This is a genomic window from Mesorhizobium temperatum (assembly GCF_002284575.1).
In the GTDB taxonomy this organism is placed as follows: domain Bacteria; phylum Pseudomonadota; class Alphaproteobacteria; order Rhizobiales; family Rhizobiaceae; genus Mesorhizobium; species Mesorhizobium temperatum.
Genome location: NZ_NPKJ01000019.1, coordinates 110,459 through 132,446, shown reverse-complemented (window position 1 = coordinate 132,446; position 21,988 = coordinate 110,459). Strand labels below are relative to the sequence as shown.

The following is a 21,988-nucleotide window of genomic DNA, read 5'->3' as shown; positions in this document are numbered from 1 at the left end:
CCATCAGTTTGAGCGGGGGTGCGCCGGAATCCGCGCGTCCGTAACGAGTCCGTCATCGAACAGACGCACGAGCGCGCACACGAGATCGAACGCCGGATCGAGAGCGAAGGCGCGGGTTGTGGCGTGTTCCAGGCCGAAGCCGTGCTTCAGGGAATGCCGGAACGCAAAATTCGCGCGATCGAGAAGAACCAGGCGGACGCTCTCTCCGGCCCGCCACAACGCCACGCGTTCTGGGCGCCTTGTCCAGGCGCTTTGCTGGTCGACTGCCGTCTCCTGCTGATGCGCCGTCCACACGGACAGGATCGACCAGCGCGAAACGATCAGCCGCAGGGATGGCTGCAGCAGGATATCGGGCGAAGGTCCGAGATCGGTGTTGTCATATTCCGCGAGGGCGCGGGGCGGCAGAGATGCCGCATCGAGCGCCTCGGCAATGGCCCATTCGAGTCGCGCCGTTTCGGCCACGACCGGCATGTCTGACAGCGTGTCGATGGTCTTCAGGAAGCGCGGGAAGCCGGCGCCATAGCGCGCCAGCCGCGACTCCATCGGCGGATGCCGTCGAATGAACTCGCTCGCCACGAAACGGAAGAACCGCTCGTCGACTAGGCGAACCGTGACTGGAAAGACCGCCATCAGCACAGCGGTAAGAGAACTGCGCGTGTTGTTCTGGTAGATACGCAGGCGAGCCAATGGATCGGCCTTGCCGGCGGTTAGCATTCTCGCGGTGACCGCTGGTTCCATGGCCAGCACCGATCGCGCCATGGTGGTCTGCAGGTGTTCAAGCGGCAGCATGGTATCCTCCCTCTATTGGCGGCATCGCCGCAGGCATGGCCTGTCCAGCCTTGGCGGCAGCAAATGCCGCAAGCACGGGCATGCCGCTCCTCATGTCACTTTCGAAGGAAAGGAGCGTGGATATCGGCCGGGGCTTGGCTGTCGCAGCTTGTCTCGCGGCCTGCTTGCGGTTGAACATGATCGAAGCGGACAGCATGTCGGCCCACATGGCTTCGCCAAGCAGCACATCGAGAATAGGGACATCGGTATCCCATTCGATCAGGGTGGGGCGCGGTCCAAGCCGGCTTATGGCATGATGGTATAGCGTCCAAACGACCGGCGGCACGCGCGAGCCATGATCGTCGATGAGCACTGTGTCGGCCCCGACCTGATTGGTGGCATGGCCAGCAAGGTGGATCTCGCCAACGGCCTCGGCCGGCAGCGCGTCGATAAAGGTCTTCGCGTCATACTGGAGGTTGTGCGCCGAGACCTGGACGTTGTTGACGTCGAGCAGCAGGCCACAGTCGGTCCGCGCTACGAGTTCGGCCAGGAATTCCGCCTCGTTCATCGATGAGTCCGCAAAGGCGACATAGGCGGACAGATTTTCGATCAGGACGCGTCGCTTCAGCGTTTCCTGGACAGTCGAGATATTGCGCGCGACGATCACCAGCGCCTCTTCATCGTAGCGCAGCGGCAGCAGGTCGTTGAGATAGGCGCCGTCGGCTACGCTCCAGGCGAGATGCTCCGAGACGAGATCTGGTTGGAAGCGCTCGCAGACCTTGCGCAGCCGCTCCAGATGATTGCGGTCCAATCCCTGTGCGCTGCCCAGCGACAGGCCAACGCCATGCACCGACAGCGGATAGATCTGGCGCAGCCGTTCCAGCGCCTCGACGCCGGCGCCGTCTCCCATATAGTTCTCGGCATGCACTTCGAGCCAGCCAGCGGACGGCCTGCGGGTCAGCATCTCGCTGATGTGAGGAGAGCGAAGACCGATACCTGCGGTTGCGGGGATCGCGAGGGGTTGAAACGCACGGCACATCGGTCTGCTCCATTCCAAAGGGGTTGGCTCGAAGTCTGGATCGCTCAGGCTTTCGGCTTGTCGCTGCCGCCGGTGATTTTGGCGCAGCTGCCGGCAGGCAGGTAAAGCCAGGAATCCGGCTGGTTGTCGGCGGTCGCGGTGCCGGCACATGAATGTGTTGCGGTTTGGCAGTCGTTCTGGCCGGCTTTGACGACGCCGTAGCACTTCTCGAAGGCGAAGTTGGGCTGGGCGGCGGGGCCGCTGTGGGCGGCCGTGGCGGCCAGCGAAGTGGCAGCCGCGAGGGCCGATCTAATGAGGGTTTTGGTATTGATCACGGTCGTGTCTCCTGGTTGCGTTTCGAGGGAAAGACTGACCTTGCGGCCTGTCTGCAAGCAGTGTCCCCGATCAGACGGCCGAGCTGAAATGCTGTCTCGGCATGGATTTGATACGTGGTCACTATGTTGAAGGGGCCCCAAGCAAAAAGCCCTCCGGCGGGGGAACCGGAGGGCTTGGCGCCTGCGGTCGTGAGCAGGCGCGGCTAGGCGGGAGGAGGCGCCTAGATGTATCGATTTTTGCTGTCGACGGCCGAGCGTTCGTCCACAAAAAGATGATCGGCCAGAAGCCAATCCTCGGCTCGTTGCCGTCCTCTGTCGCGCATGTCGGTCAGCTCACCCCAGTCGGTCCCGGGCCTCGTTAACAGCGCTGCTCCAGCCCGGTGCCGACCGTCGAAGACGGTGTGAATCTGTGCGGGCTTCATTGCAGCATGATTGGCGGCGAGGCGGCAAGCCCCGCACGGTGTCATGGACATGGCGGGCTTGCCGGCGATGATCAGCCGATGGCCGGCATCAGCCGGCTGGGCCGGTGGTAAACCCGAAAGGTCGCCGTCGCCCCAATAGGTGTCGCCGTCGATCTCCACGGCCGGGAAGAGGAATGGGATTGTGGCCGCCGCCACGATCGCGTCGATCGACAATTGATCGCTGGCGAAGATCTTCACCGCGTCGGTGCGGGCGTTTGAAGCCACGATGCTGAGTTTCACCGGGCAACTTTTCCTGCGGATCTCCGCAATGTCGATTGACTGTTCCAGAATCAATCTCAGCGGATTGGCTGAATCGGCTGGAAACATCGACACGTGACTGACGCGTCGCCAGAAGTTGGTGAGCGCCGTCCGTGCGCCACGCCGATTGCCCAGAGCCAGGCCATAGGCCAGAACCGCCGCCTCCATCGCACCGAAACCGGACGCGGTGATGTTGCCGAAGGAAAGGCCGGACTCATCCAGCAAGCGGTCGAGCACGCCCCAGACAAATGCGCCGCGTGCGTCGTTTGTCAGAACAATGTCGAGGAGTTGCCGGTTTTCGGTAGCAGCCCTTGCGCCGGCAACGACTGCTTGGTTGGTTTCGGTTCTGATTCCGGTCTGGACATGCATCTTTCAGTCTCCATCCCAAAAACGCCAGCCAGGGCGTTTGACGAAGAGACTGCCGTATCATCTCCTGTTGGCGAAATGCCAAGGTGGCATGAACTCCATAGGCAGATTGCATTGGCTGCAATCGCCTGCGCGGCGGAAGGTTTTCGCAAGGCAGGCAAAAATCCGCGTGCAACGACCCGATAATGAGCAAGCGTCATGCCGCACTCTGCGCGAACGTGCTCGCTTTGCGTGGTGCCAACTGGCGGTTCTGCCGCCAGGCATCCGCGGGATGCAGAACCGGCATAAACTCCATACTCAGATGGCATTGGCAAGTTGGCGGTCGATTGCAGCAAAGTTTCGTCTCGGCAAGCAGGAACCGCAGGTTGTTTGATTGCTGCCGATCATTACCGCGGCCGTCGATGGGACGATCGCCCAGCCCTCAGAGAAGGACAATAGCATGAATATCAAAGCTATCTGCCTCGGCGCCTTTGCCCTTTCCGTTCTCGGCGGCGTGGCGTTTGCCGGCGCACTGGATTCACCCTACAACATGCAGCCGTTCTTCACCGATGCGAGCATGAAGACGATGAAGTCAGATACAGAGTTCAAAGCAGCCTGGGATGCGATGTCGAAGGACAAGCGGAACGCGATGAAGAAGGAATGCAACGACGCGGCGATGAGCAAGCCGTATGCCGAGTTTTGCGTCAAGGTCCATCAGCTTGGCGGCAACAGCTAATCGCCGCTTGACCTATTTCGCTGCAATAAGAGCATGATGGCGAGCAAATGCTCGCCATCATTGTTTTTAGGTCAGCCTGAGCGACGCTTTAGCCGTAGCGAAGCGATCCGCACCTTGACCTCAGAAGGCATCATGACGGGCCGTTATCGACTTTATAGCGGCAGCGCATTGGCACGACGGGACGCTTTGCGGCAGGCTCCGAAGCCAGCATATGAACCGTATGCAGTTCGGGGACAATCGGCATGGACATTCATCACATCCGCTATTTTCTTGCTGTCTGCGAGACACGGAATTTCACGCGCGCTGGCGAAAAATGCAATGTCACTCAACCGGCGCTGTCGCGAGCAATTCAGCAGCTTGAGGAAGAGGTCGGCGGCTTGCTTTTTCGCCGCGAGCGAAACCTCACCCATCTCACGGATCTAGGCGCTCTGCTGCGACCCCGTTTCCAGCAGATCCTCGACGAACTGACCGGCGTTCGCCAAGAGGCATCAAGGTTTCTCTGTCTGGAAAATGCGAACCTCAAGGTTGGTGTCATGTGCACCATCGGTCCGCGCCGGTTCACCGGGCTGCTGGCCGACTTCAACAGACGTCAGCGGGGAATCCAGCTTCAACTGGTAGAGGGCGTGCCGGCATCGCTTTCCCAACTGCTCGAATCAGGCGAGATCGACGTCGCCATTATGGCATCCAGCGACAGCTTTCCGGAACGCTTCGAAGTGACGCCGCTTTATCGCGAGCGCTTCGTCCTGGCATTTCCCAACGGCCATAGATTGGCCCGCAACGACAATGTCTCCATTTCCGAACTCAACGGTGAAAACTATCTCAGGCGTCTCAACTGCGAGTATCGCGATCATCTTGCCGGCCTGTGCAACGATCGGGGTGTGAAGCTTAGGATCTCCTACGCCAGCGAGCGCGAGGACTGGATCCAGAACCTGGTTTCCGGAGGGCTCGGAATCTGCTTCATCCCGGAGTTCAGCGCGGTGATCCCGGGCTTGCAGGTCCGGCCCGTCATCGACCCCGAAGTCTGGCGGGAGGTATCCCTCGTCGTTGTGGCGGGACGTCGGTTCTCACCCGCGGCATTGGCCTTCGTAAACAGCGTGAAGGCGCATGGCTGGCCGGAGAGTGCCATACCTTTGGCAACCCGCAAGACAGCGGCCTGAAGCATAGTCGAAGAGTTTCCATTCTCGCGACATGCTTTCATGCACCTCCTATGTGTCGGCACGAGTGGATTACTATAGTTTTCAGGTATCGAATTGAGAGCCAGGCAGCATTTCTCTTTCTTCCCGGACCTCGTCACTCTCCTTGTCATGCCCCGCCTCCCGCGTTTGGGCACCGACAAAGGAGAAACAAGATATGGCTTCCAAAGCAATCGCATTCTGCGCGCCACTTAACGTGGCGCTGGCGCTCGGCCTTCTTTCCGCAACCGCGGCGTTTTCCGTCGCACCGGCTTTTGCAGGAGACTGCCCAGCCGGCCAGGCCGCGACCATCGACATCCAGGAGCATCCCAGCAAGCCGGTTGGCGTTACCGACGATGTCCTTTCGGCCATCGATCTGAGCCCGAAGGGCGAGGCCTGGAAAGGTAACATGCTGCGCCTGCGCAAACTCGTCGTGCAGCCGGGGGGTGTCGTGCCCTGGCATGAGCACACCGTTCGTCCGGCCAACATCCTCGTGGTGGAGGGCTCAATCACCGAATACCGCAGCACCTGCAAGGTGGGAATTGACCACCAGGCTGGCGACGTGAGCGTCGAATTCGGCCAGCTCGCTCATTGGTGGAAGAACAACGGCAAGGTCCCGGCGGTGCTCTATTCGGCCGACATCCTGCCGCCGGAAATGCGCGAAGATCACACGATGTGAGTCACGCGTTGCGGTGACCGTTTCCTAGCATCAGCAACTGAAAGCGCGTCCTCAGGTAATCACCTGGGGACGTGTGGCCAAGGAGCCTCGTTATGATGACAACGACGGAACAGACTTCCTCGACGCGGCTCCGCATCGCTGCCGCGGGCAGCTGGCGCTTCGGCATCATCGCTGTGATCGCCTTCCTGACACTTGTCGATCTCTTTGCCACCCAGGCGATCCTGCCTTCGCTGGTGGTAAAGTTCGGCGTCAGCCGCGCCACGATGGGCTTTGCTGTGAATGCCAGCACTTTCGGCATGGCTGTGGCCGGCATTGGGGTGGCGCTTTTTGGCAGGAATCTCGATCGCCGCAACGGCATCTGGATCAGCCTTGCGGTGCTGGCGATACCGACTACGCTGCTGTCACAAACAGACAGCATCGTCGTCTTTGCCCTGCTGCGTGTCGTCCAGGGCTTGTGCATGTCGACCGCGTTCACACTGACGATGGCCTACTTGGCCGAGCATTTTTCCGCGCGGCAGACGACAGGTGCGCTTGCGGCCTATGTGACCGGCAATGTTGCCAGTAACTTCTTCGGACGGCTTATGTCGGCCGCCGTCGCCGATACGTTTGGCATCTCCACTAATTTCCTGACGTTCGCCGCCCTCAATCTGATTGGCGCGGCTCTTGTCTGGCTCACGCTGCAGAAGACATCCGCAATGATGCGCGCCGACGCGACCGGAGAGCCTGCCCGCGCGGCCTGGAAGAGCCCGCTGAAGAACGCCGAGCTGCGCGCCTGTTTCGCGATCGGTTTCCTGATCCTCTTCGTCTTCATAGGCACTTTCACCTATGTCAACTTCCAGCTCGTCGCCGCCCCGCTATCGCTGTCGCCGATGGCGCTGGGACTGGTGTATTTCGTCTTCCTCCCTTCTATGCTGACCACGCCGCTCGCCGGGCGTGTCGCTGCGGGCCTCGGCCCAAGGATCGGAACCGGTGCAACGCTTGCGCTGGCGATCCTGGGTTTGCTTCTGCTGCTCACGAGCCGCCTTCCCATCGTTCTCGGCGGGATGGCGCTGGTCGCCATTGGCACCTTCCTGGCGCAGGCAATAGCGACAGGACACGTCAGCCGGACCGCCTCGCGCGACCGCGCCGCCGCAAGCGGCATCTACCTTGCTTCCTACTATGCAGGCGGGCTCGCCGGCAGCTTCGTCATTGGACAGATCTATGACCGGATCGGCTGGACCGCATGCGTGGCTGTGCTCGCCGCAGTCCTCGCCGGCGCGATCGCGGTCGCGCGGTCGTTGAAGTCGCCGACCCCCTGACGATCGGGAATTCGTCGACTGCAAGGCGACTTATCTCTGGCGGGAATGAATAAGGATATCAACGCAATAGCAAAAATCAATGCAACCCACCAAACCAAAGGAGACTGACATGACCACCTACCTGAAAACCTTGATTGCGGGCGCCGCCATGCTGATGGCGATCGTCGTCCCGGCTGCCGCTTCGGATGGCGTTGTCACGGTGAAGAGCGACTATTCCATCGCGGAGACAGTTGCCCGCATCAAAAAGGACGTCCTCAAGAAGGGCATCAAGCTTTTTGGCGTCATCGACCAAGCAAGCCTTGGCCAGAATGCCGGCAATGATGTCAGGCCGTCGCGGCTGGTGGTGTTCGGCAATCCGGCGCTCGGCACGACCTTCATCACGTCCAATCCACAAGCCGGTCTCGACTGGCCGGTGCGCGTGCTGGTCTACCAGGCCGCAGATGGTTCAGTTTATGCCGCCTACAGCGATTTCGACTGGATCGCCAAGCGGCATGGAATTACCGACCGCGCGCCGCAGTTCAAGATGGCGACCGAGGTCATTCAGTCCGTGACCTCGACGATCAGAAAGAAGTGAGGGTGGACATGTGCCAGAGAGCCGCCGCCCGGGCATGCGAGGCAGGTTGCTTCTCGCGACAAGGCTGCTCGGCGGCGGACAACGCCTTCGCCCGCTCGCCGAACCACTTTCTTGCGTGGCCTCGCGCACCAGCGCGCCAACTGCCGGCGAATGCCTGCAGCCGCGCACCGTAACGAGATCGACCTCGCGCCAGAATTCCGGCTCGGTGATCGGCAAGGCCACCAGTCCAAGGTGTTTTTCGGTATGCTCTGGCATGAAACCGAAACCAAGCCCGGCTGTGGTCATCGCGAGTGTCCAATCGTCACGATCGCTCCAGTAAACGGGGCTGACGGTCACGCCCTTCTCGGCAAGAATGGCATCCGCATAACCGGCGAATTCACAGTTGTTGCGGTGGATGTAGCTTTCATTGCTCATGTCTTTCACCCGCACACAGCGCTGGTTGGCGAGCCGATGGGTCAGATGGACGGCCATCACCATCTGCTCGCGAACGAGCGGCAACGAGTGCACTTCCTCGTCGGGCACGTTCGACGGCAATGCATAGATGGCGGCCTCGAGATCGCGCTCGAGCAGCCGTCGCCGCAAGCTCGTGGCATCCGCGTCGCAAAGATGAAGCTCCACGCCCGGGTGATGGGGTCGACAGCGTCGCCGGCGTAGAGCTGATGATCTGACCGTCGGCTATCGAATCCATGTCTCAACGGCATTTCCGCTGCTTCGAGCGGTTCGCCATACTTGCTCCAGAACTCCAGAGCGGGGCGCAGAAGCCCGTTGCTCGCAGCCGTTTGCCGGCACTTCCGGCCGCAGTCCAACCGAAGGAAACAACGATGCTCAGAGGAAAGACAGCACTCATCACAGGCTCGACGAGCGGCATCGGCCAAGGCATCGCCGAGGCGTTCGCGGCCAAGGGCTGCAATATTGTGCTCAACGGTTTCGGCGATGCCAAAGAGATCGAGAAATTGCGCGCCAGGATTGCTGCCGACCATAGGGTGACTGTTCGCTACGACAATGCTGACATGAGCAAGGGCGGCGCGATCACCGCGATGATGGACAAGGCAATCGCCGAGTTCGGCGCCGTCGACATCCTCGTCAACAATGCCGGCATTCAGCATGTCGCGCCGATCGACGACTTTCCGATCGAGAAATGGGAGGCGGTCGTGGCGATCGATCTGATGTCGTCGTTCTACACGATCCGGCGCGCCCTGCAGGCGATGAAGGAGCGCAAATGGGGTCGCATCATCAACGTTGCGTCCGCTCACGCCCTTGTCGCCTCGCCATTCAAGTCCGCCTATGTCGCCGCCAAGCATGGCGTCGCCGGCTTGACCAAAACGGTCGCGCTGGAAGTCGCCGAGCAGGGCATCACCGTCAATGCGGTTTGCCCCGGATACGTCCTCACCCCGCTGGTCGAGAAGCAGATACCGGACACAGCCAAGGCCCGCGGCATCACCGAGCAGCAGGTCATCAAGGACGTGCTTCTGGCGGCCCAGCCGACCAAGCAGTTCGTGACCGTTTCCCAGGTTGCGGCGCTCTGCCTGTTCCTGGCTTCGGATGACGCGGCCTCGATCACCGGTGCGATCATGCCGATCGAGGGCGGCTGGACCGCCCATTGAATGCTGCAACGAGGAGCGAAAAGACAATGAACAAGTTCACGCAAAATCCTTCGACGTCGGAACCTGCGCCGGAGGCCGGCCGTGTGGCCGATGGTTCCATCCAGCGCCAGACCGTGTTGGTCCTCCAGGGCGGTGGTGCGCTCGGAGCCTATCAGGCCGGCGTCTATCAGGCGCTCGTTGAAGGCGGGATTGAACCGGATTGGGTCATCGGCACCTCGATCGGCGCCATCAACGCGGCATTGATTGCCGGAAACGAGCCGCAAGACCGCCTGCCGAGGCTGCGCGAGTTCTGGGACGGCGTCAGCCGAAGCAGCCCGTTCGATGAGTTTTTCCGGATGATGGTTCCAAGCAACATCTTTGCCAACATGGGCACGGTGATGCGCGGCATACCGGGGTTCTTCGAACCGAACCCAAGCGCCATGTTCGGGGTGAATCGCGAAGTTGGTGTGGAGAATGCATCCTATTACACCACCGATCCGCTCAAAAGGACTCTGAGCAACCTGATCGACTTCGATTATCTCAATCGGCGCCACACGCGGCTGACGGTCGGCGCGGTGAACGTCAACACCAGCGAACTCAAATATTTCGACAGCCGCGAGATGACGCTGTCGCCAGCGCACATCATGGCATCGGGCGCCTTGCCCCCGGCGTTTCCGGCGGTTTGCATCGACGGCGAGCCCTATTGGGACGGCGGCATCTATTCCAACACGCCCATTGAAGTCGTGCTCGATGCCCGGCCGCGGCGCGATGCACTGATCTTTGCCGTCAACATGTGGCAGCCCCGCGCCACCGAGCCGAAATCGATCTGGCAGGTGATGGGGCGGCAAAAGGACCTTCAATACGCCAGCCGAGGCCGGAGCCACGTGGCCCGGCAGGAGCAACTGCATCGTCTTCGGCACGTCGTTCGCGAAATGGGAAAGCTGGTCCCCGAGGAGCGGCGCGAGGATCCGATGTTCAAGGAACTCGCGTCCTACGGCTGCCCCTCGGTCATGCACCTGGTTCGGCTGCTTTCACCGCGCCTCGACGGCGAGGACCACACCAAGGACATCGACTTCACCCGGGCAGGCATCCGCACGCGCTGGCTGGCAGGGCACGAGCATGGAATGCGCGTTCTCTCCGAGAAGCCGTGGGAATGCGACGTCGACATGCTGCAAGGCATCGTCATCCACGAATCGCAAGAATGATTTTTCGAGCGCGGCGAGGCCGAGGAAAGACAGGGAGAACATCGATGCAGATCATCACTCCGGGGATGCGGCTGGTTCCGGAAGCAGTGCTCGCCAACGACGCCGCGCTGTTCCGCACGATACCGGAGACACCATCCCATGCGGATAGATCGCTCCATCGCGTGGTCATCGTCGGTGGCGGTGCGGGCGGACTCGAACTGGCAACCCGCCTCGGTCGCAAGTTCGGCAAGCGGCGGCTTTCCGTCACGCTCGTCGACCGCAATCGCACCCATGTCTGGAAGCCGCTTCTGCACGAGGTCGCCTCAGGCGCACTGAGCGCATCCAACGATGCGGTGGAATACATCGCCCACGCCAGTCGCCACCACTATCGATACCGTATCGGCGAGGTCGTCGGCACCGACCGCACCAGACGTCAGGTCTTTGTCGCGCCAAGCTTCGATGACGATGGCAGGCAGATCATACCGCCACGTGTGCTGGGCTACGACACACTGGTGCTGGCCGTCGGCAGCGTCAGCAACGATTTCGGCACGCCAGGGGCGGCCCGTCACGCAATCGCGCTCGACACGGCCGATCAGGCCGCCCGATTCAACAAGCGCATGATAGACGCATGTCTGCGCGCCAATGCGCAATACGAACAGCTGTCGCCAGGCCAACTCCATTGCGTCGTCGTCGGTGCCGGAGCGACCGGCGTGGAGCTGGCCGCGGAGTTGCACAAGTCGATGCGGGAAATTGCGTCGCACAACCTCGACAGCATCGATTTCGAAAGACTGATCCGCATCACCATCGTCGAGGCGGGGCCGCGCATCCTGCCGGCCTTGCCTGAGCACCTGGCGCTTGCCTCGGCGCACCTGCTTCGTCATCTCGGCGTCCAGATACGGTGCGGGATCAAGGTCACTGAAGTGACGGAAGACGGCGTCAGGCTCGGCGAGAAGCTGTTTGTGCCGGCCGAGCTCGTCGTCTGGTCCGCTGGGATCAAGGCGCCGGATTTCCTGAATAATCTCGATGGCCTCGAGACTGACCGCATCAACCGCCTGGTCGTGGATGAAACATTGCAAACCAAGGGCGACGAAAACGTATTTGCGATTGGCGACTGCGCGAGCTGTGTCTTGCCCGGCGAGGACAATCCCTTGCCGCCGCGCGCCCAGACAGCCCATCAGCAGGCTGATCATCTGGTCAAGGTGATTGCCGCGCGTCTCGAGGGACGGGCCGCACCGACATTCCGTTACCGCGACTACGGATCCCTTGTTTCGCTTGCCGACTACGGCTCGTTTGGCAACCTGATTGGCGGACTTAAGATTGAAGGTATGCTCGCCCGGCTGATGTATCGCTCGCTCTACAAGCTGCATCGCAAGGCTGTGGACGGGACCTTGAAGACCGCGCTGGACACGATCGCCGGGATCCTGGCGCACCGCACCAAACCCCGAGTCAAACTACATTGAATCCCGGGAGGGCAAGACGGTGGAAAAATATGATGTGGTGATCCTCGGCGGCGGCAATGCCGGGATGGGTGTGACGGTGCCCACGCGCGCTGCCGGGATGTCGGTGGCCATGATAGAGGCACGCGACCTCGGCGGCACTTGCCCCAATCGTGGCTGCACGCCGAAGAAGGTCCTCGTCGCGGCTGCCCATGCGCTCCATGAGATCGAACAGGCCGATCGGCACGGGATCAAGGTCGATACGCCGAGGCTCGACTGGCGAGCCCTGATCGACCGTGAAAAGGATATGATCAGGGACATTCCCTCCCGCCTGTCCGGATTGATGGCCGAGCGCGGCGTCGATGTCATCGTCGGCGAGGCCGCGTTCATCGGCAGCAATGCCATCAGCGTCGACGGTCGCGAGCTTGAAGCCAGGAACATCGTCATCGCAACCGGTTCGAAGCCGCGATCACTGTCAATTCCAGGCGCCGAGCACCTGACCATTTCGGACGATGTCCTGAACGAACCGATGCTGCCCCGCGCGGTGGTGTTCGTCGGCGGCGGCGTCATTGCCTTCGAACTGGGCCACGTTTACGCGCGCGCCGGCGTCGACGTGACGATCCTTGAAGCCCTGCCGCATCTGCTCGGAGGTTTCGACGCCGATGCCGTTGCCCGGATCCGTGGCGCGAGCGAACGCATAGGCATTCGTATCCGCACACTGGCCTGGGTCAAGAGGATCGACAAGGTCGACGGACGGTTGCGCGTCACCTTTGTGGCGGATGGCGTCGAGTGCGCCGTGGATGCGGACAGGGTTGTGAATTGCGCCGGACGTGTCGCCAACGTCGAGGGGCTCGATCTTGGCGCCGGCGTCATCGCGCATCGCGAAGGCCGCATCGAGATCGATGATCATCTGCGCTCGCGTTCCAATCCTGACGTCTACGTCTGCGGCGATGCGGTGTGGAATTCTCCGCAGCTTTCGCCTGTAGCGACCTATGAGGGCGGCATCGTCGGCCGAAACATCGTCGATGGGCCGAGACACCGGCCGGACTATGGCCAGATACCGGCGTGTCTCTACACGGTCCCCGCCCTGGCCAGCGTCGGGCTGACCGAGGCCAAAGCGAAAGAGCAAGGCCTTGGCGTCAGGGTCCATGTGAACGACATGCAGGGCTGGCTATCCGCGAGGACCTATGCCGAGACCGTCGCGTGGTCGAAGGTCATCGTCGAGGAGACCGCGGACAGGATCGTCGGCGCCCACATGGTGGGCCATGCCGGCGAAGAGCTGATCCATCTTTTCGCGCTTGCCATGAAACACGGCATCACGGCATCGCAGCTATCGGACATGGTCTACGGCTTCCCTACTTTCGCCTCGGATATCAGGAACATGATGTAACGAATTGAGCGGAGGCAGCGAACAGAATATGAACCTCGCTTGTGCTCGATGCACACAGGACATCGAATCCATGCAAGAAAAGCATGGCCGTGGCCGATGGGTTTCGATGATAAACTGCATGCAAGCTATGAAAGAGCAGAAATGGCCGCCGACGACCAGACAATGACACTTGAACAGTCCGTGCAGGCTGCCGTCGAACTCGATGCGCCGTTGAATGAGCGGCTGGAGGTGGTCGCAAGGGCTGTTCGCCGCCTCAACGGCGATTTTGCCGATGCGGTCGACCGCCTGGTGTCACGCTTGCAGGAGCAGGGGGCAGGGGCGATGGCGCCGGCGCCTGGCGATCTCATGCCAGCCTTCCTCCTGCCTGACGACAGCGGCAAACTGATCGGATTGGCGGACCTACTGAAGCAGGGGCCGGCAGTAATAATCTTCCAGCGGGGTCACTGGTGCCCTTATTGCCGCTTGAATGCGATCGGGATCGTAGAGGTCCAGGAGGAGATTGCCGCACTGGGTGGCCAAGTGGCGGTGATCATGCCCGAACGACGCAAATTTGCGAAGGCGATGAAGGCTACGGTAGGTGCCCAGTTTCCATTCCTGACCGACATGGACAATGGCTATGCGCTCTCACTCAACCTCGCTATCTGGGTCGGGGCTGAAATGGAACGGTTGATGGGAGTTGGTTATGATCTCCCTAGCTATCAGGGCAACAGCAGCTGGTTCCTGCCGATCCCGGCGACTTTCATCGTGGGCACGGATGGGCGGATTACAGAGCGCTTCGTCGATCCGGACTACCGCCGGCGAATGGACATCGACGACCTGATTATGGCGCTTAGGCGGGCTCGCTAACGCCAAATGGCGACCAGTCCGTCGATCGCAACAGGTTGAGCAGCGTCGTGGCGACTGGCGAACGATGCCGGCCGGCGACCGCGTATACGGCGACCACGCGCGAAATGTCGACATCCCGCAGCTTGAGTCTGCGGACACTCGACGACCGCGGCGCTGTCGTGGAGACGAAGCCCACACCGGCGTTGGCCTCCAGCAGCGCCAGCAGATCGTGGTCAGTCTCGACCTCATGGGCGGCCTGAGCCGTGAACCCTTTCGCAGCGAGGCGACGCGACAGCTCCTCGCTTGTTTCCCAATCGATCCGGCTGAGCACCGGTTCTCCGGCAAGCTGATCGAGCGCAACGTCGGATTCGTTGCGACGGGCGAGCGGATGATCGGAATTCACCACCAGCTCGATCTCCTCCTGGAAGAGCGGCCAAGTGTCGAGCCGATCCCAAGCCGCCCCCAGCGGGCCCGCCACCGCCAGCTCGACGTCACCATTCTTGAGCGCATCGACGACAGCGGTCGGCGAACCGCGACTGATCTTGAGATGCACACCGGGATAAGCCCGAAAAAGCTCCGTAAACGGCGAAACCAGCAGCGCTATGTTCACGCTGTTGGAAATGGTGACATTAAGCAGTGCCACGTCGCTGCTTTGCACTGCTTTGGCGAGTGATTTGGCGGACGTGGCGGCATCATAACATTGCTGCAGCAAAGGCAGCATGCGCCGGCCCAGTTCGGTCAGGTGAGAATGCTGGCGCTCGCGCCGAAGGAGCTCTCCACCCAGCTCGTCCTCAAGTGTCTTGATGGCGCGCGTCAACGCCGGTTGCGTGACATTGCATTCTTCCGCCGCCCTGGTGAAGTTCAGCGTGCTGGACAGGGCCAGGAAATAACGGACCTGCTGCATTTCCATGAACTCTCGCCCCCCTCAGCGAATCCAATTCATCAGGTATAGCTAATTTGCGTCTATCCTAACGCAACAAGGGACCGAGGCAAAGGCGGAGGCTTTGGACGGGGCAGACGGTGCAAAAAGCTCCAGAAGGTGCCCGCCGACTCGCCCCGGCTGGTTAGTATGGCTTCTGTCACATCGCCACGGCGCAGGGCGAAAGTCGCCGATAGACACTCAGAGGCAAATCGGCTGCACGGGGGGTCGCGCTCCCCAAGGAGTCTTTCTCGGTTGTGACCTTCCCAACTGATGGCGAACGAGGTCATTTGTTGGGCGTCACAATGTTACAAAGTGCCTTGCAAGTTATTGATTTCATTGATGCGAATTAGAGTTCAATCCTCTCTCGCAGCACCAGTTTTCCTAGAAGATTTTCTAGAAGGGCTTCTTGCCGCGCTGTGCACAGCTGCGCAGGGTTGCGCGCCCGGTTGTGGCACAATCCGCACAGTATGTTCGCCAGGTGTTCTGCCGGCGCCGGATCGACGCTGTCGGGGCCGCGTCTCAGTTTTAAGTTCGGCCACGGGTGGCGAAGGTTTTGCCAATCGCGCGTTTGAAGCCTATGCTTCGATATCGGCCGCCAGTGCTGCGGATGCAGCCGACAGTGAGAGGGTACGTGCTCTTGCCCGTCCGGGAGAGAGCCGTGCCCCAGTCCCATCCTCGCAATCATGTATTGAAAGCCCTCGCCCCGGAGGATTTCGCGCTGTTACGGCCGTCAATGCATCATGTCCAACTGAACATCAAAGCCCAACTGGAGGTCCCGTATCAGCCAATCGAGCATGTGTATTTTCCAGAGGCGGGTATCGCTTCGGTGGTCGCAACCATGACTGGAGGGCGGCAGAGTGAAGTCGGGATCGTTGGCTGTGATGGCATGACAGGCGTTGCCGTCATTCTCGGCCAAGACAGCTCTCCCAATGAGACCTATATCCAGGTCGCAGGCAATGGCTGGTGCCTGCCGGTTGAAAATCTTCGCCCTGTGATTGCAGAAAGCCAGTCCCTTCGCGCGTCACTGCTTCGCTATGCCCACGCCTTCCTTGTCCAGTCGTCCCGGACGGCACTGGTCAACGGCCATTCCAAAATCGAGGAACGGCTGGCCCGCTGGTTGCTGATGGTCCACGACCGGACCGAAGGAAACAAGATCTACCTGACGCATGAATTTCTGGCGACCATGCTCGGCGCTCGGCGCCCCGGGGTTACCACCGCCCTCCAAATGCTTGAATATCGGGGGCTGGTTCACGCCAGGCGCGGCGAGATCACGATCGTCGACCGTGCCGGAATGATAAAGCTCACACATGGTGCCTATGGCGACGAGGAGCAACGTCACTTCGGGCTGGCCTCCGCCTGATTGTCCGATATCAGACAAAAGCTTGAAGGCCGCCGCATGTTAGACGAAAGTCGTATTGGTTGGCAGGGAGGAACTGTTGATGAGCAACACTTTTCACACAGTCACGGTTGAAGGGGCGGCGGAGGCCTACGTCCTTTCCAGAGGCAAGGCTCGGTATCTCTCAATCGCACAGGCGATCCGCGCCATTCGAACACTCATGCCGACTTGCAAGGCCACCAATCACGAGTTGGAGGAGATGCTGGCGGCAGCATGCGTGGTTCACGGCGTGCCCGTCGCTTTCGACGCCAAAACAGCCGATGGCCTAGAACCACGGCTCCATTCGTAGCCGGAAATGTCCGGGCTGGTGCAGAAGCCAAATTCATTGGATGTTCGGCAAGCGATTGTCCGCTACCTGATCGATCATGTCGACAACCCGAGCGTTTCGATATTCGAAGTGACCAGCGCCGTGAGGAAGATGTTTCCACTTTGCGAACTCACGGATTGGCAAATTGGCGATCTCATTGCGCGAAGCGCCATCGACGCGGGATTTGCAATCGATTTTGACGCGGCCCCCTAGACGCCTGCAGCAGCATAGTGGCGTTACGGTTTCGCGCAGTCGCCTCGGTCTCTCACGGCGGAACCAGGCTGGTAGCGCACATCGTTCGGGACGATGGGGTCGCAGGTTCACGGCCTGCCATTCCGATCAGCGAAATTGGAGGCTTACTAATCCCGCATTCGTTTAACCTGACGCGACCTGTGGGGCGGCTGCGGGCGCATGGCATGAGGCCGCCCGCGAACGCGCCCGCTCACAGCTTACTTTCTTCCTGAGGAGGCGCGTTTGGAACCGGACAATCAGGGTGGGGCCATTTTTCACAGGGAGAGGGCTTGTCGCTAGCGTCGCCATAACGTTCCACGAGTTTTGCGAATCCGTAGGCGAAGGCGGCAAGAAGCGCCAGGATAATCACTATTCGAGCGGCCATACGGGATTATAGCAGGATCCCGCTTAGGATTGACCCAGCACCAGTTCGCGCTCTGCAGGCTGCCTGTCACTTTTGCGAAACTTGTTTGTCCCAAGCATAATAGTAGGCGGCCATGATGCAGGGCAGCCCGATACCGATCAACAAAAGAAACCGACCCCACCAATCAGTGGAACCAAGAATTGCTCCGCACCGTTCAGGTAGTAAGCAACCCGTGGCGGCAGCAATCAAGCACCGCAGCTGAAGGTTGCTCGGAGGCTAATATGAGAAAGCAACTTACATCGGCTGCGGCAGGCATCCTTCTGCTCGTTGGTGTCAGCGCCGCCGCCGCTCAGGACGTCATTATTCAACCCGAGCAGGACGTTGTGATCCGCGAATACGTGAAAAAGAAACCGGTGGCATCACTCAGCCTTCCCGGCGTGGAGCTCAACATCGGCACTGCGGTGCCCGAAACAGTCGAGCTCTACGAGGTGCCGGATGTTCAGTACCGCTACGTCGTCATCGACGGCCGAACCGTCCTGGTCGATCCAGGTACCCGCAAGATTGTGAAGGTCTACGACTGACGTGAGTCCTCACGCTGAAGCCCGTCATGCCGAAAGGTGCGGCGGGCTGGCGCCTTCTCAAGCGCGGCTTGGATTTCTTCTGTGATGACTTCGAAAGGGTGAGCCGCGAAAAGACCGAAGCTCGTTGAGACGGGCGACGTCCTTCGCCATCACGATTCTGCCTATGCGAGGCTGGTTGTGCCGTGCATCAAAGGTGAACCAATGGCCGCTGAGTTAAGCTTGCAACCGTGCGTTGAAATCCATGGGATATGGCATCGGCGGTGTGCCGATGTCGCCGAGATAGCCGGTGCAGTATCGCGCCGGAATGTGCATACAACGGCAGCGTGATTGCCAGATGTGCAAAATCACGACCGACACCGGCGAGCAAACTCCGGATTGCCGCGAACCGAAATACATTAGAAGATACTAATTTTATTAGTTCCGGCTTCCTTCACCACCTTGACCTCCACCGTCATACCGAGAAAGCTCGACGCGCTGCCGCAGTAGCTTCCGGAAAGAGGGATGGCTTGCCCAGGATGCCTGGCCACAGCCACCCTGATCAGATCCCGGTTGCCGACAATGCCATTGGTGGGGTCGAACTCGACCCAACCCGCGCCAGGCAAATAGACCTGGCACCAGGCATGCGTCGAACCGCCGCCGAGGACAGAAGCACTGTCGCGGTTCGGCACATAGACATAGCCGGTCACAAAACGCGCGGCAAAACCGAGCGAACGAACCGCTTCCATCATGAACAGGGCAAAATCCCGGCATGTGCCTCGACGCAGGTGCAAGGTCATGAGAGGCGGTTGCGTCCCTGATTCAGTTCGACGGGAATACACAAAGCTCTCGTGGATGGCGTAGCAAAGCGTCATCAACAGTTTGCCCGTCTCGGTGTGGCCTCTGGCACTCACGAACTGTCGTGCCCATTTGCCGATCTCGTCGCCGTCATCGGGATGATGGCGCTCGATGGTTTGGGTGAGGTCGGTTGCCTCATCCGGATCATAGGAAAAGGGATAGCTGAGCGCTGCTTCATCGATGCGGAAATCAGGCGCATGCTGCGGCGTGTGATCGAGCCGAATATCTGTCACGAAACGCAGTTCGTCACCCGAGCCCTTGAAGTCGATTACCGCAACGCAGTTTCCGAAAACGTCATGGATCCAGCGAACCTCTTTCGGCTCGGGGTCCACGAACAGGGCGTGATCCAGAAGTCGCTGATCGAAACTATCGCGCGGCCTGAACATCAGCCGATGCTCGCCGAACGTCACCGGTTGCGTGTAGCGATAGACGGTCGTGTGCTTGACTGAAAAAATCGGCATTGGCTTGCGTCGACCACCTGCGATATCAGCGCAATCATATAATCTTTTTCGATGTGCAGCGGACAAAATGGGGGCTTCCGCCTCGCCACGGCCGCATCAGGCCCGGTAGGCCTTTTGCAATCTCCAATTGGTAGACTCTCTCGACGCCAGGGAAGTTAATCTTTGCGCCAAGGAGGGGCCAAGGCGAGGAACGTCGCAACGGGAGGAAGCAAAATGAACGAAGACTACGATCTGGCCACAGACCACGACAAGCCTTACGAAATAGCTGCTTTCGCTAAAAAGCACGGCCTTACGCTACGCGCTGCCGAGCTGATCCTTTTCGCTTATAGCCCGTCCCGAGCGGCGTGCGATACTGCCGCAACGGCTTTCCTCACGGCCGTCGCCGCACAAGCCAAGCGACAATCGGCGCGCTAGCTCTCGTTCCGAAAATCCTGGAGCGACGGGAGGCACAGATCACCCCGCCACCGTCGCCTACACATCGCCCGCCGCTCATTCGGAGCGGCAGGCTTTGGACGGTGTCAAGGCTGCGCCGATCGACGGCGCAGCCTTGGTTCTGAACGCTCAGGTAAGGCTCCTCGACCAGTCGTCTACCTGGCGCTCTGCCTCTTCCTTGGCGATTCCATACCGCTCCTGAATGCGTCCTGCGAGTTGGTCACGATTGCCCTCGATGCGATCAAGGTCATCGTCGGTAAGGTCACCCCATTGCTCTTTGGCCTTGCCTTTGAACTGCATCCATTTTCCCATGATTTGATCCCAGTTCATGAATTCCTCCTTTGTTGTCTAGAGGAAATGCAACTGGACACCACATGTTCCCGACAGCGGATCGCCCATGACGATTATTGCCCATGACGATTATCATTGGCGACGCAGTAAAAGGCCGCCGGCCGGAGCCAGCGGGCGAATTGGAGCAGGATGGGAACGATCCGCGTCTAGAAATCACACTCGGCAGAAAGGTCCCTCAGCCGGATCAGCTGGCGCGCGCCAAGGCGATCGATATGACGTTGTCTGCATCTGCCCCCGGTAGATCGAACAGCATCGGAAGTTGGCGGGTCATGGCCATTTCAACGATCAACTCTTCGATGGAAGCTGTCGGCAGATCGGTCTCGACACTATTCGAGATCATCGAGGCAAGCTTGTGGACTGGCACTGGTGCCGACTTCGCACGGTCGTCAAGCAACCTGCTGATTTCGATTACAACGTCTGCGTCAATGCTCTTTGGCAATTCGCGCATGGCTTTTCCTCCCTGCTCATATCATGCGCGTGCCAGGGGGCTGAGTCTCGAAAAATCGACGTATGGACTTAACCAAAGCGTGCGCCGGTCCGGTTGCTTTGGCCATGTGTTCGGGCCTGCGGCGAAAAAGCGCTTTGGTGTCGCATGCGGCAACGAATTCGCCAGTTTTGCGTTGGCCAATCATACATCGTGGGCAAACGTGACCAAAGGAGAGTAAGCATGACAGCCGACGCGGCGAAGCTCTATCCCCGCCACCGGGATCGGATCTCCGGCAGCGAGGATTACGTGGTAAGGCATTTTGCCCGGCAAAACGGCATCACCCCAGCGCAAGTCCATCAGTTGATCAAGAGATATGGAAGCAACCGCGCCAGGCTGGTGGCTGCGGCGAAGGAACTTCGCACGTCGCTTCGGCCGGATGTTCCCAAAACCATGCTCGCCTCGGGACACCGCGCCGGACGTCTCAGCGCCGGCGTCGATGCCAGAAATGGCTTAGAAACGCGGTGAGGAGACTGCTGAAAACAATCCAGCCGAGGACTTCGTTCTCAGACTTTTCAATCCTGGCCGCCGTCGCCAGCTGCTGTTCGCGATCACTTGCTTGGATGATCGCCTCCAGATCGGATCGGCTGCCGTGTCGAACCGAGTAAGCTCGCGTAAATTCGGCGCCCAACAGAAAGATCTCGGACGAATAAAAAACCCACAGCAGCACGACGAGCAGTGCGCCGGCTGCGCCGTATGACGACGCGGTCGCGCTGGCCCCGATATACCAGCCGATCAGCGACTTGCCGACCGTGAAGAGAAACGCCGTCAGCACGGCGCCGACGCCAACGTCGCGCCATCGCAGCGTGCGGTCGGGCAGGACCTTGTAGATCGCCGCGAACAACAGCGCGATCAGCGCAAACGAGACGATCTCGTTGATTGCACTCAGGATAAGGGCGCCGAAGGGCAGGTATGCGTTGATGATTTCGCCAAGCGCCGAAATTGCAGCGCTCGCGACCAGCGACACTAGCAGCAGGAAGCCAAGCGCTGCAACGAGCCCAAGGCTTGCGGCGCGGGCCCGCACAAGGCTGGAAATCGATGTCTTACCCGGTTTGACTTTCCAGATTTCGTTCAGGGCAACCTGCATTTCGCCGAACACGCCGGATGCGGTGACCAACAGCGTGACGAGCCCCAAAATGCTGGCGAGAGTTCCCGCCTTTTTGTGTGACGCGTTCTCGAGTGTCGCTTGCAAAAGCTCGGCGCTCTGCGGACCCATCAGCCCCGACAGCTGGGCCGAAAGCGCCAGTTGCGCCGCATCGTTTCCGAAGGCCATGCCAGCGATGGCGACAACGATGAGCAGGATCGGCGCAAGCGAGGTCGTGGCATAAAACGCCATCGCTGCCCCGTGGCTCAAGGCATTGTCATTGATGAAGCCGACAATGCTCTCCGCAAGCAGCGCCCAGCCCTCTTTCGCCACATTCCACATGTTTTGCCTCACCTGCTTCGCAAGCAAGTAGAGGCGACACGGTGGCGGACCAGAGCGAGGCGGGTCGGAAACCTCTAGGATTGGCGGCTGGAGGCCGGCCGGCAGCGTCCGTCGACAGTCCCTTCAGGCTCAGTCTA

Annotated in this window: 25 protein-coding genes and 2 pseudogenes; 16 read left to right on the top strand and 11 right to left on the bottom strand. The window is 60.3% G+C overall.

Annotated features, from left to right (window positions below):
* Positions 1–3: 3 nt before the first annotated feature.
* The 4 genes from CIT26_RS04555 to CIT26_RS04540 form a co-directional block, all read right to left on the bottom strand.
* Entirely contained in the window at positions 4–789 is a 786-nt protein-coding gene (locus CIT26_RS04555) for an HvfC/BufC N-terminal domain-containing protein (RefSeq protein WP_095491457.1), read from the bottom strand.
* Positions 776–1,807, bottom strand: a complete 1,032-nt coding sequence (gene bufB, locus CIT26_RS04550; protein ID WP_095491456.1) for an MNIO family bufferin maturase — start codon at positions 1,805–1,807, stop codon at positions 776–778. The genes CIT26_RS04555 and bufB overlap by 14 nt, the downstream gene beginning before the upstream one ends.
* 44 nt (positions 1,808–1,851) lie before the next feature.
* Entirely contained in the window at positions 1,852–2,121 is a 270-nt protein-coding gene (locus CIT26_RS04545) for a BufA1 family periplasmic bufferin-type metallophore (protein ID WP_095491455.1), read from the bottom strand.
* 221 nt (positions 2,122–2,342) lie between these two features.
* On the bottom strand, positions 2,343–3,209 hold the full coding sequence (locus tag CIT26_RS04540) for a patatin-like phospholipase family protein (RefSeq protein ID WP_245319092.1): 867 nt from the start codon (positions 3,207–3,209) through the stop codon (positions 2,343–2,345).
* A 436-nt stretch (positions 3,210–3,645) separates the two neighbouring features.
* On the opposite strand from CIT26_RS04540, the gene CIT26_RS04535 reads away from it, so the two are divergent.
* From CIT26_RS04535 to CIT26_RS04515, 5 genes are all read left to right on the top strand, one after another.
* Positions 3,646–3,921, top strand: a complete 276-nt coding sequence (locus CIT26_RS04535) for a hypothetical protein (RefSeq protein WP_095491644.1) — start codon at positions 3,646–3,648, stop codon at positions 3,919–3,921.
* Positions 3,922–4,163: 242 nt separating this feature from the next.
* The gene (locus tag CIT26_RS04530) at positions 4,164–5,078 is read left to right on the top strand and encodes a LysR family transcriptional regulator (protein WP_095491454.1); all 915 of its coding nucleotides are present in this window, start codon (positions 4,164–4,166) and stop codon (positions 5,076–5,078) included.
* A 193-nt stretch (positions 5,079–5,271) separates the two neighbouring features.
* The gene (locus tag CIT26_RS04525; RefSeq protein WP_095491453.1) at positions 5,272–5,772 is read left to right on the top strand and encodes a cupin domain-containing protein; all 501 of its coding nucleotides are present in this window, start codon (positions 5,272–5,274) and stop codon (positions 5,770–5,772) included.
* Between the two features lie 95 nt (positions 5,773–5,867).
* Positions 5,868–7,070: an MFS transporter gene (locus CIT26_RS04520; RefSeq protein WP_095491643.1), complete on the top strand. Its 1,203-nt coding sequence runs from the start codon at positions 5,868–5,870 to the stop codon at positions 7,068–7,070.
* A 109-nt stretch (positions 7,071–7,179) separates the two neighbouring features.
* Positions 7,180–7,644 (top strand): DUF302 domain-containing protein, encoded by a 465-nt coding sequence (locus tag CIT26_RS04515; protein WP_095491452.1) that lies wholly within the window; start codon positions 7,180–7,182, stop codon positions 7,642–7,644.
* A gap of 171 nt (positions 7,645–7,815) precedes the next feature.
* On the opposite strand, the pseudogene CIT26_RS04510 reads toward CIT26_RS04515, so the two are convergent.
* A pseudogene (locus CIT26_RS04510) lies at positions 7,816–8,262 on the bottom strand (LysR family transcriptional regulator substrate-binding protein); the annotation flags it as partial.
* 203 nt (positions 8,263–8,465) lie between these two features.
* Between CIT26_RS04510 and CIT26_RS04505 the strand changes: the two are divergent.
* The 5 genes from CIT26_RS04505 to CIT26_RS04485 all read left to right on the top strand — a co-directional run bounded on the left by CIT26_RS04505 (position 8,466) and on the right by CIT26_RS04485 (position 14,083).
* Positions 8,466–9,248, top strand: a complete 783-nt coding sequence (locus CIT26_RS04505; protein ID WP_095491451.1) for a 3-hydroxybutyrate dehydrogenase — start codon at positions 8,466–8,468, stop codon at positions 9,246–9,248.
* A 26-nt stretch (positions 9,249–9,274) separates the two neighbouring features.
* Complete coding sequence (locus CIT26_RS04500) at positions 9,275–10,432, top strand: patatin-like phospholipase family protein (protein WP_095491450.1); 1,158 nt, start codon at positions 9,275–9,277, stop codon at positions 10,430–10,432.
* 44 nt (positions 10,433–10,476) lie between these two features.
* Positions 10,477–11,871: an NAD(P)/FAD-dependent oxidoreductase gene (locus CIT26_RS04495; RefSeq protein WP_095491449.1), complete on the top strand. Its 1,395-nt coding sequence runs from the start codon at positions 10,477–10,479 to the stop codon at positions 11,869–11,871.
* A gap of 19 nt (positions 11,872–11,890) precedes the next feature.
* Entirely contained in the window at positions 11,891–13,237 is a 1,347-nt protein-coding gene (locus CIT26_RS04490) for a dihydrolipoyl dehydrogenase family protein (protein WP_245319090.1), read from the top strand.
* A gap of 96 nt (positions 13,238–13,333) precedes the next feature.
* On the top strand, positions 13,334–14,083 hold the full coding sequence (locus tag CIT26_RS04485) for a peroxiredoxin-like family protein (protein ID WP_342586981.1): 750 nt from the start codon (positions 13,334–13,336) through the stop codon (positions 14,081–14,083).
* Here the strand turns inward: CIT26_RS04485 and CIT26_RS04480 are convergent.
* Positions 14,067–14,966, bottom strand: a complete 900-nt coding sequence (locus tag CIT26_RS04480) for a LysR family transcriptional regulator (protein ID WP_245319156.1) — start codon at positions 14,964–14,966, stop codon at positions 14,067–14,069. The genes CIT26_RS04485 and CIT26_RS04480 overlap by 17 nt on opposite strands.
* Positions 14,967–15,642: 676 nt before the next feature.
* Here CIT26_RS04480 and CIT26_RS04475 point away from each other — a divergent pair.
* The 4 genes from CIT26_RS04475 (at position 15,643) to CIT26_RS04460 (ending at position 17,863) form a co-directional block, all read left to right on the top strand.
* Positions 15,643–16,344, top strand: a complete 702-nt coding sequence (locus CIT26_RS04475) for a Crp/Fnr family transcriptional regulator (RefSeq protein ID WP_095491446.1) — start codon at positions 15,643–15,645, stop codon at positions 16,342–16,344.
* A 79-nt stretch (positions 16,345–16,423) separates the two neighbouring features.
* Positions 16,424–16,669: a hypothetical protein gene (locus CIT26_RS04470; RefSeq protein ID WP_095491445.1), complete on the top strand. Its 246-nt coding sequence runs from the start codon at positions 16,424–16,426 to the stop codon at positions 16,667–16,669.
* A 6-nt stretch (positions 16,670–16,675) separates the two neighbouring features.
* A complete protein-coding gene (locus CIT26_RS04465; protein WP_095491444.1) occupies positions 16,676–16,900 on the top strand; it encodes a hypothetical protein in 225 nt (74 codons plus the stop codon).
* A gap of 663 nt (positions 16,901–17,563) precedes the next feature.
* Positions 17,564–17,863 (top strand): DUF1236 domain-containing protein, encoded by a 300-nt coding sequence (locus CIT26_RS04460; protein WP_095491443.1) that lies wholly within the window; start codon positions 17,564–17,566, stop codon positions 17,861–17,863.
* Here CIT26_RS04460 and CIT26_RS37330 read toward each other — a convergent pair.
* Together CIT26_RS37330 and CIT26_RS04450 are read right to left on the bottom strand one after the other, a co-directional pair.
* Positions 17,854–18,221, bottom strand: a pseudogene (locus tag CIT26_RS37330) (transglutaminase-like domain-containing protein); the annotation flags it as partial. The gene CIT26_RS04460 and the pseudogene CIT26_RS37330 sit on opposite strands and share 10 nt — an antisense overlap.
* Positions 18,222–18,258: 37 nt before the next feature.
* Complete coding sequence (locus CIT26_RS04450; protein WP_095491442.1) at positions 18,259–19,158, bottom strand: transglutaminase family protein; 900 nt, start codon at positions 19,156–19,158, stop codon at positions 18,259–18,261.
* A gap of 213 nt (positions 19,159–19,371) precedes the next feature.
* Between CIT26_RS04450 and CIT26_RS04445 the strand changes: the two genes are divergently transcribed.
* Positions 19,372–19,572, top strand: coding sequence for a hypothetical protein (locus tag CIT26_RS04445; protein WP_095491441.1), 201 nt, complete (start codon positions 19,372–19,374; stop codon positions 19,570–19,572).
* Positions 19,573–19,719: 147 nt separating this feature from the next.
* On the opposite strand, the gene CIT26_RS04440 is transcribed toward CIT26_RS04445, so the two are convergent.
* Together CIT26_RS04440 and CIT26_RS04435 are read right to left on the bottom strand one after the other, a co-directional pair.
* Positions 19,720–19,920, bottom strand: a complete 201-nt coding sequence (locus CIT26_RS04440) for a CsbD family protein (protein ID WP_095491440.1) — start codon at positions 19,918–19,920, stop codon at positions 19,720–19,722.
* A gap of 205 nt (positions 19,921–20,125) precedes the next feature.
* Positions 20,126–20,389, bottom strand: a complete 264-nt coding sequence (locus tag CIT26_RS04435) for a hypothetical protein (RefSeq protein ID WP_029348484.1) — start codon at positions 20,387–20,389, stop codon at positions 20,126–20,128.
* A gap of 219 nt (positions 20,390–20,608) precedes the next feature.
* On the opposite strand from CIT26_RS04435, the gene CIT26_RS04430 reads away from it, so the two are divergent.
* Positions 20,609–20,893, top strand: coding sequence for a DUF3606 domain-containing protein (locus CIT26_RS04430; protein WP_095491439.1), 285 nt, complete (start codon positions 20,609–20,611; stop codon positions 20,891–20,893).
* On the opposite strand, the gene CIT26_RS04425 is transcribed toward CIT26_RS04430, so the two are convergent.
* Positions 20,850–21,851, bottom strand: a complete 1,002-nt coding sequence (locus tag CIT26_RS04425) for a YihY/virulence factor BrkB family protein (RefSeq protein ID WP_095491438.1) — start codon at positions 21,849–21,851, stop codon at positions 20,850–20,852. The two genes, CIT26_RS04430 and CIT26_RS04425, sit on opposite strands and share 44 nt — an antisense overlap.
* Between the last annotated feature and the right edge of the window lie 137 nt (positions 21,852–21,988).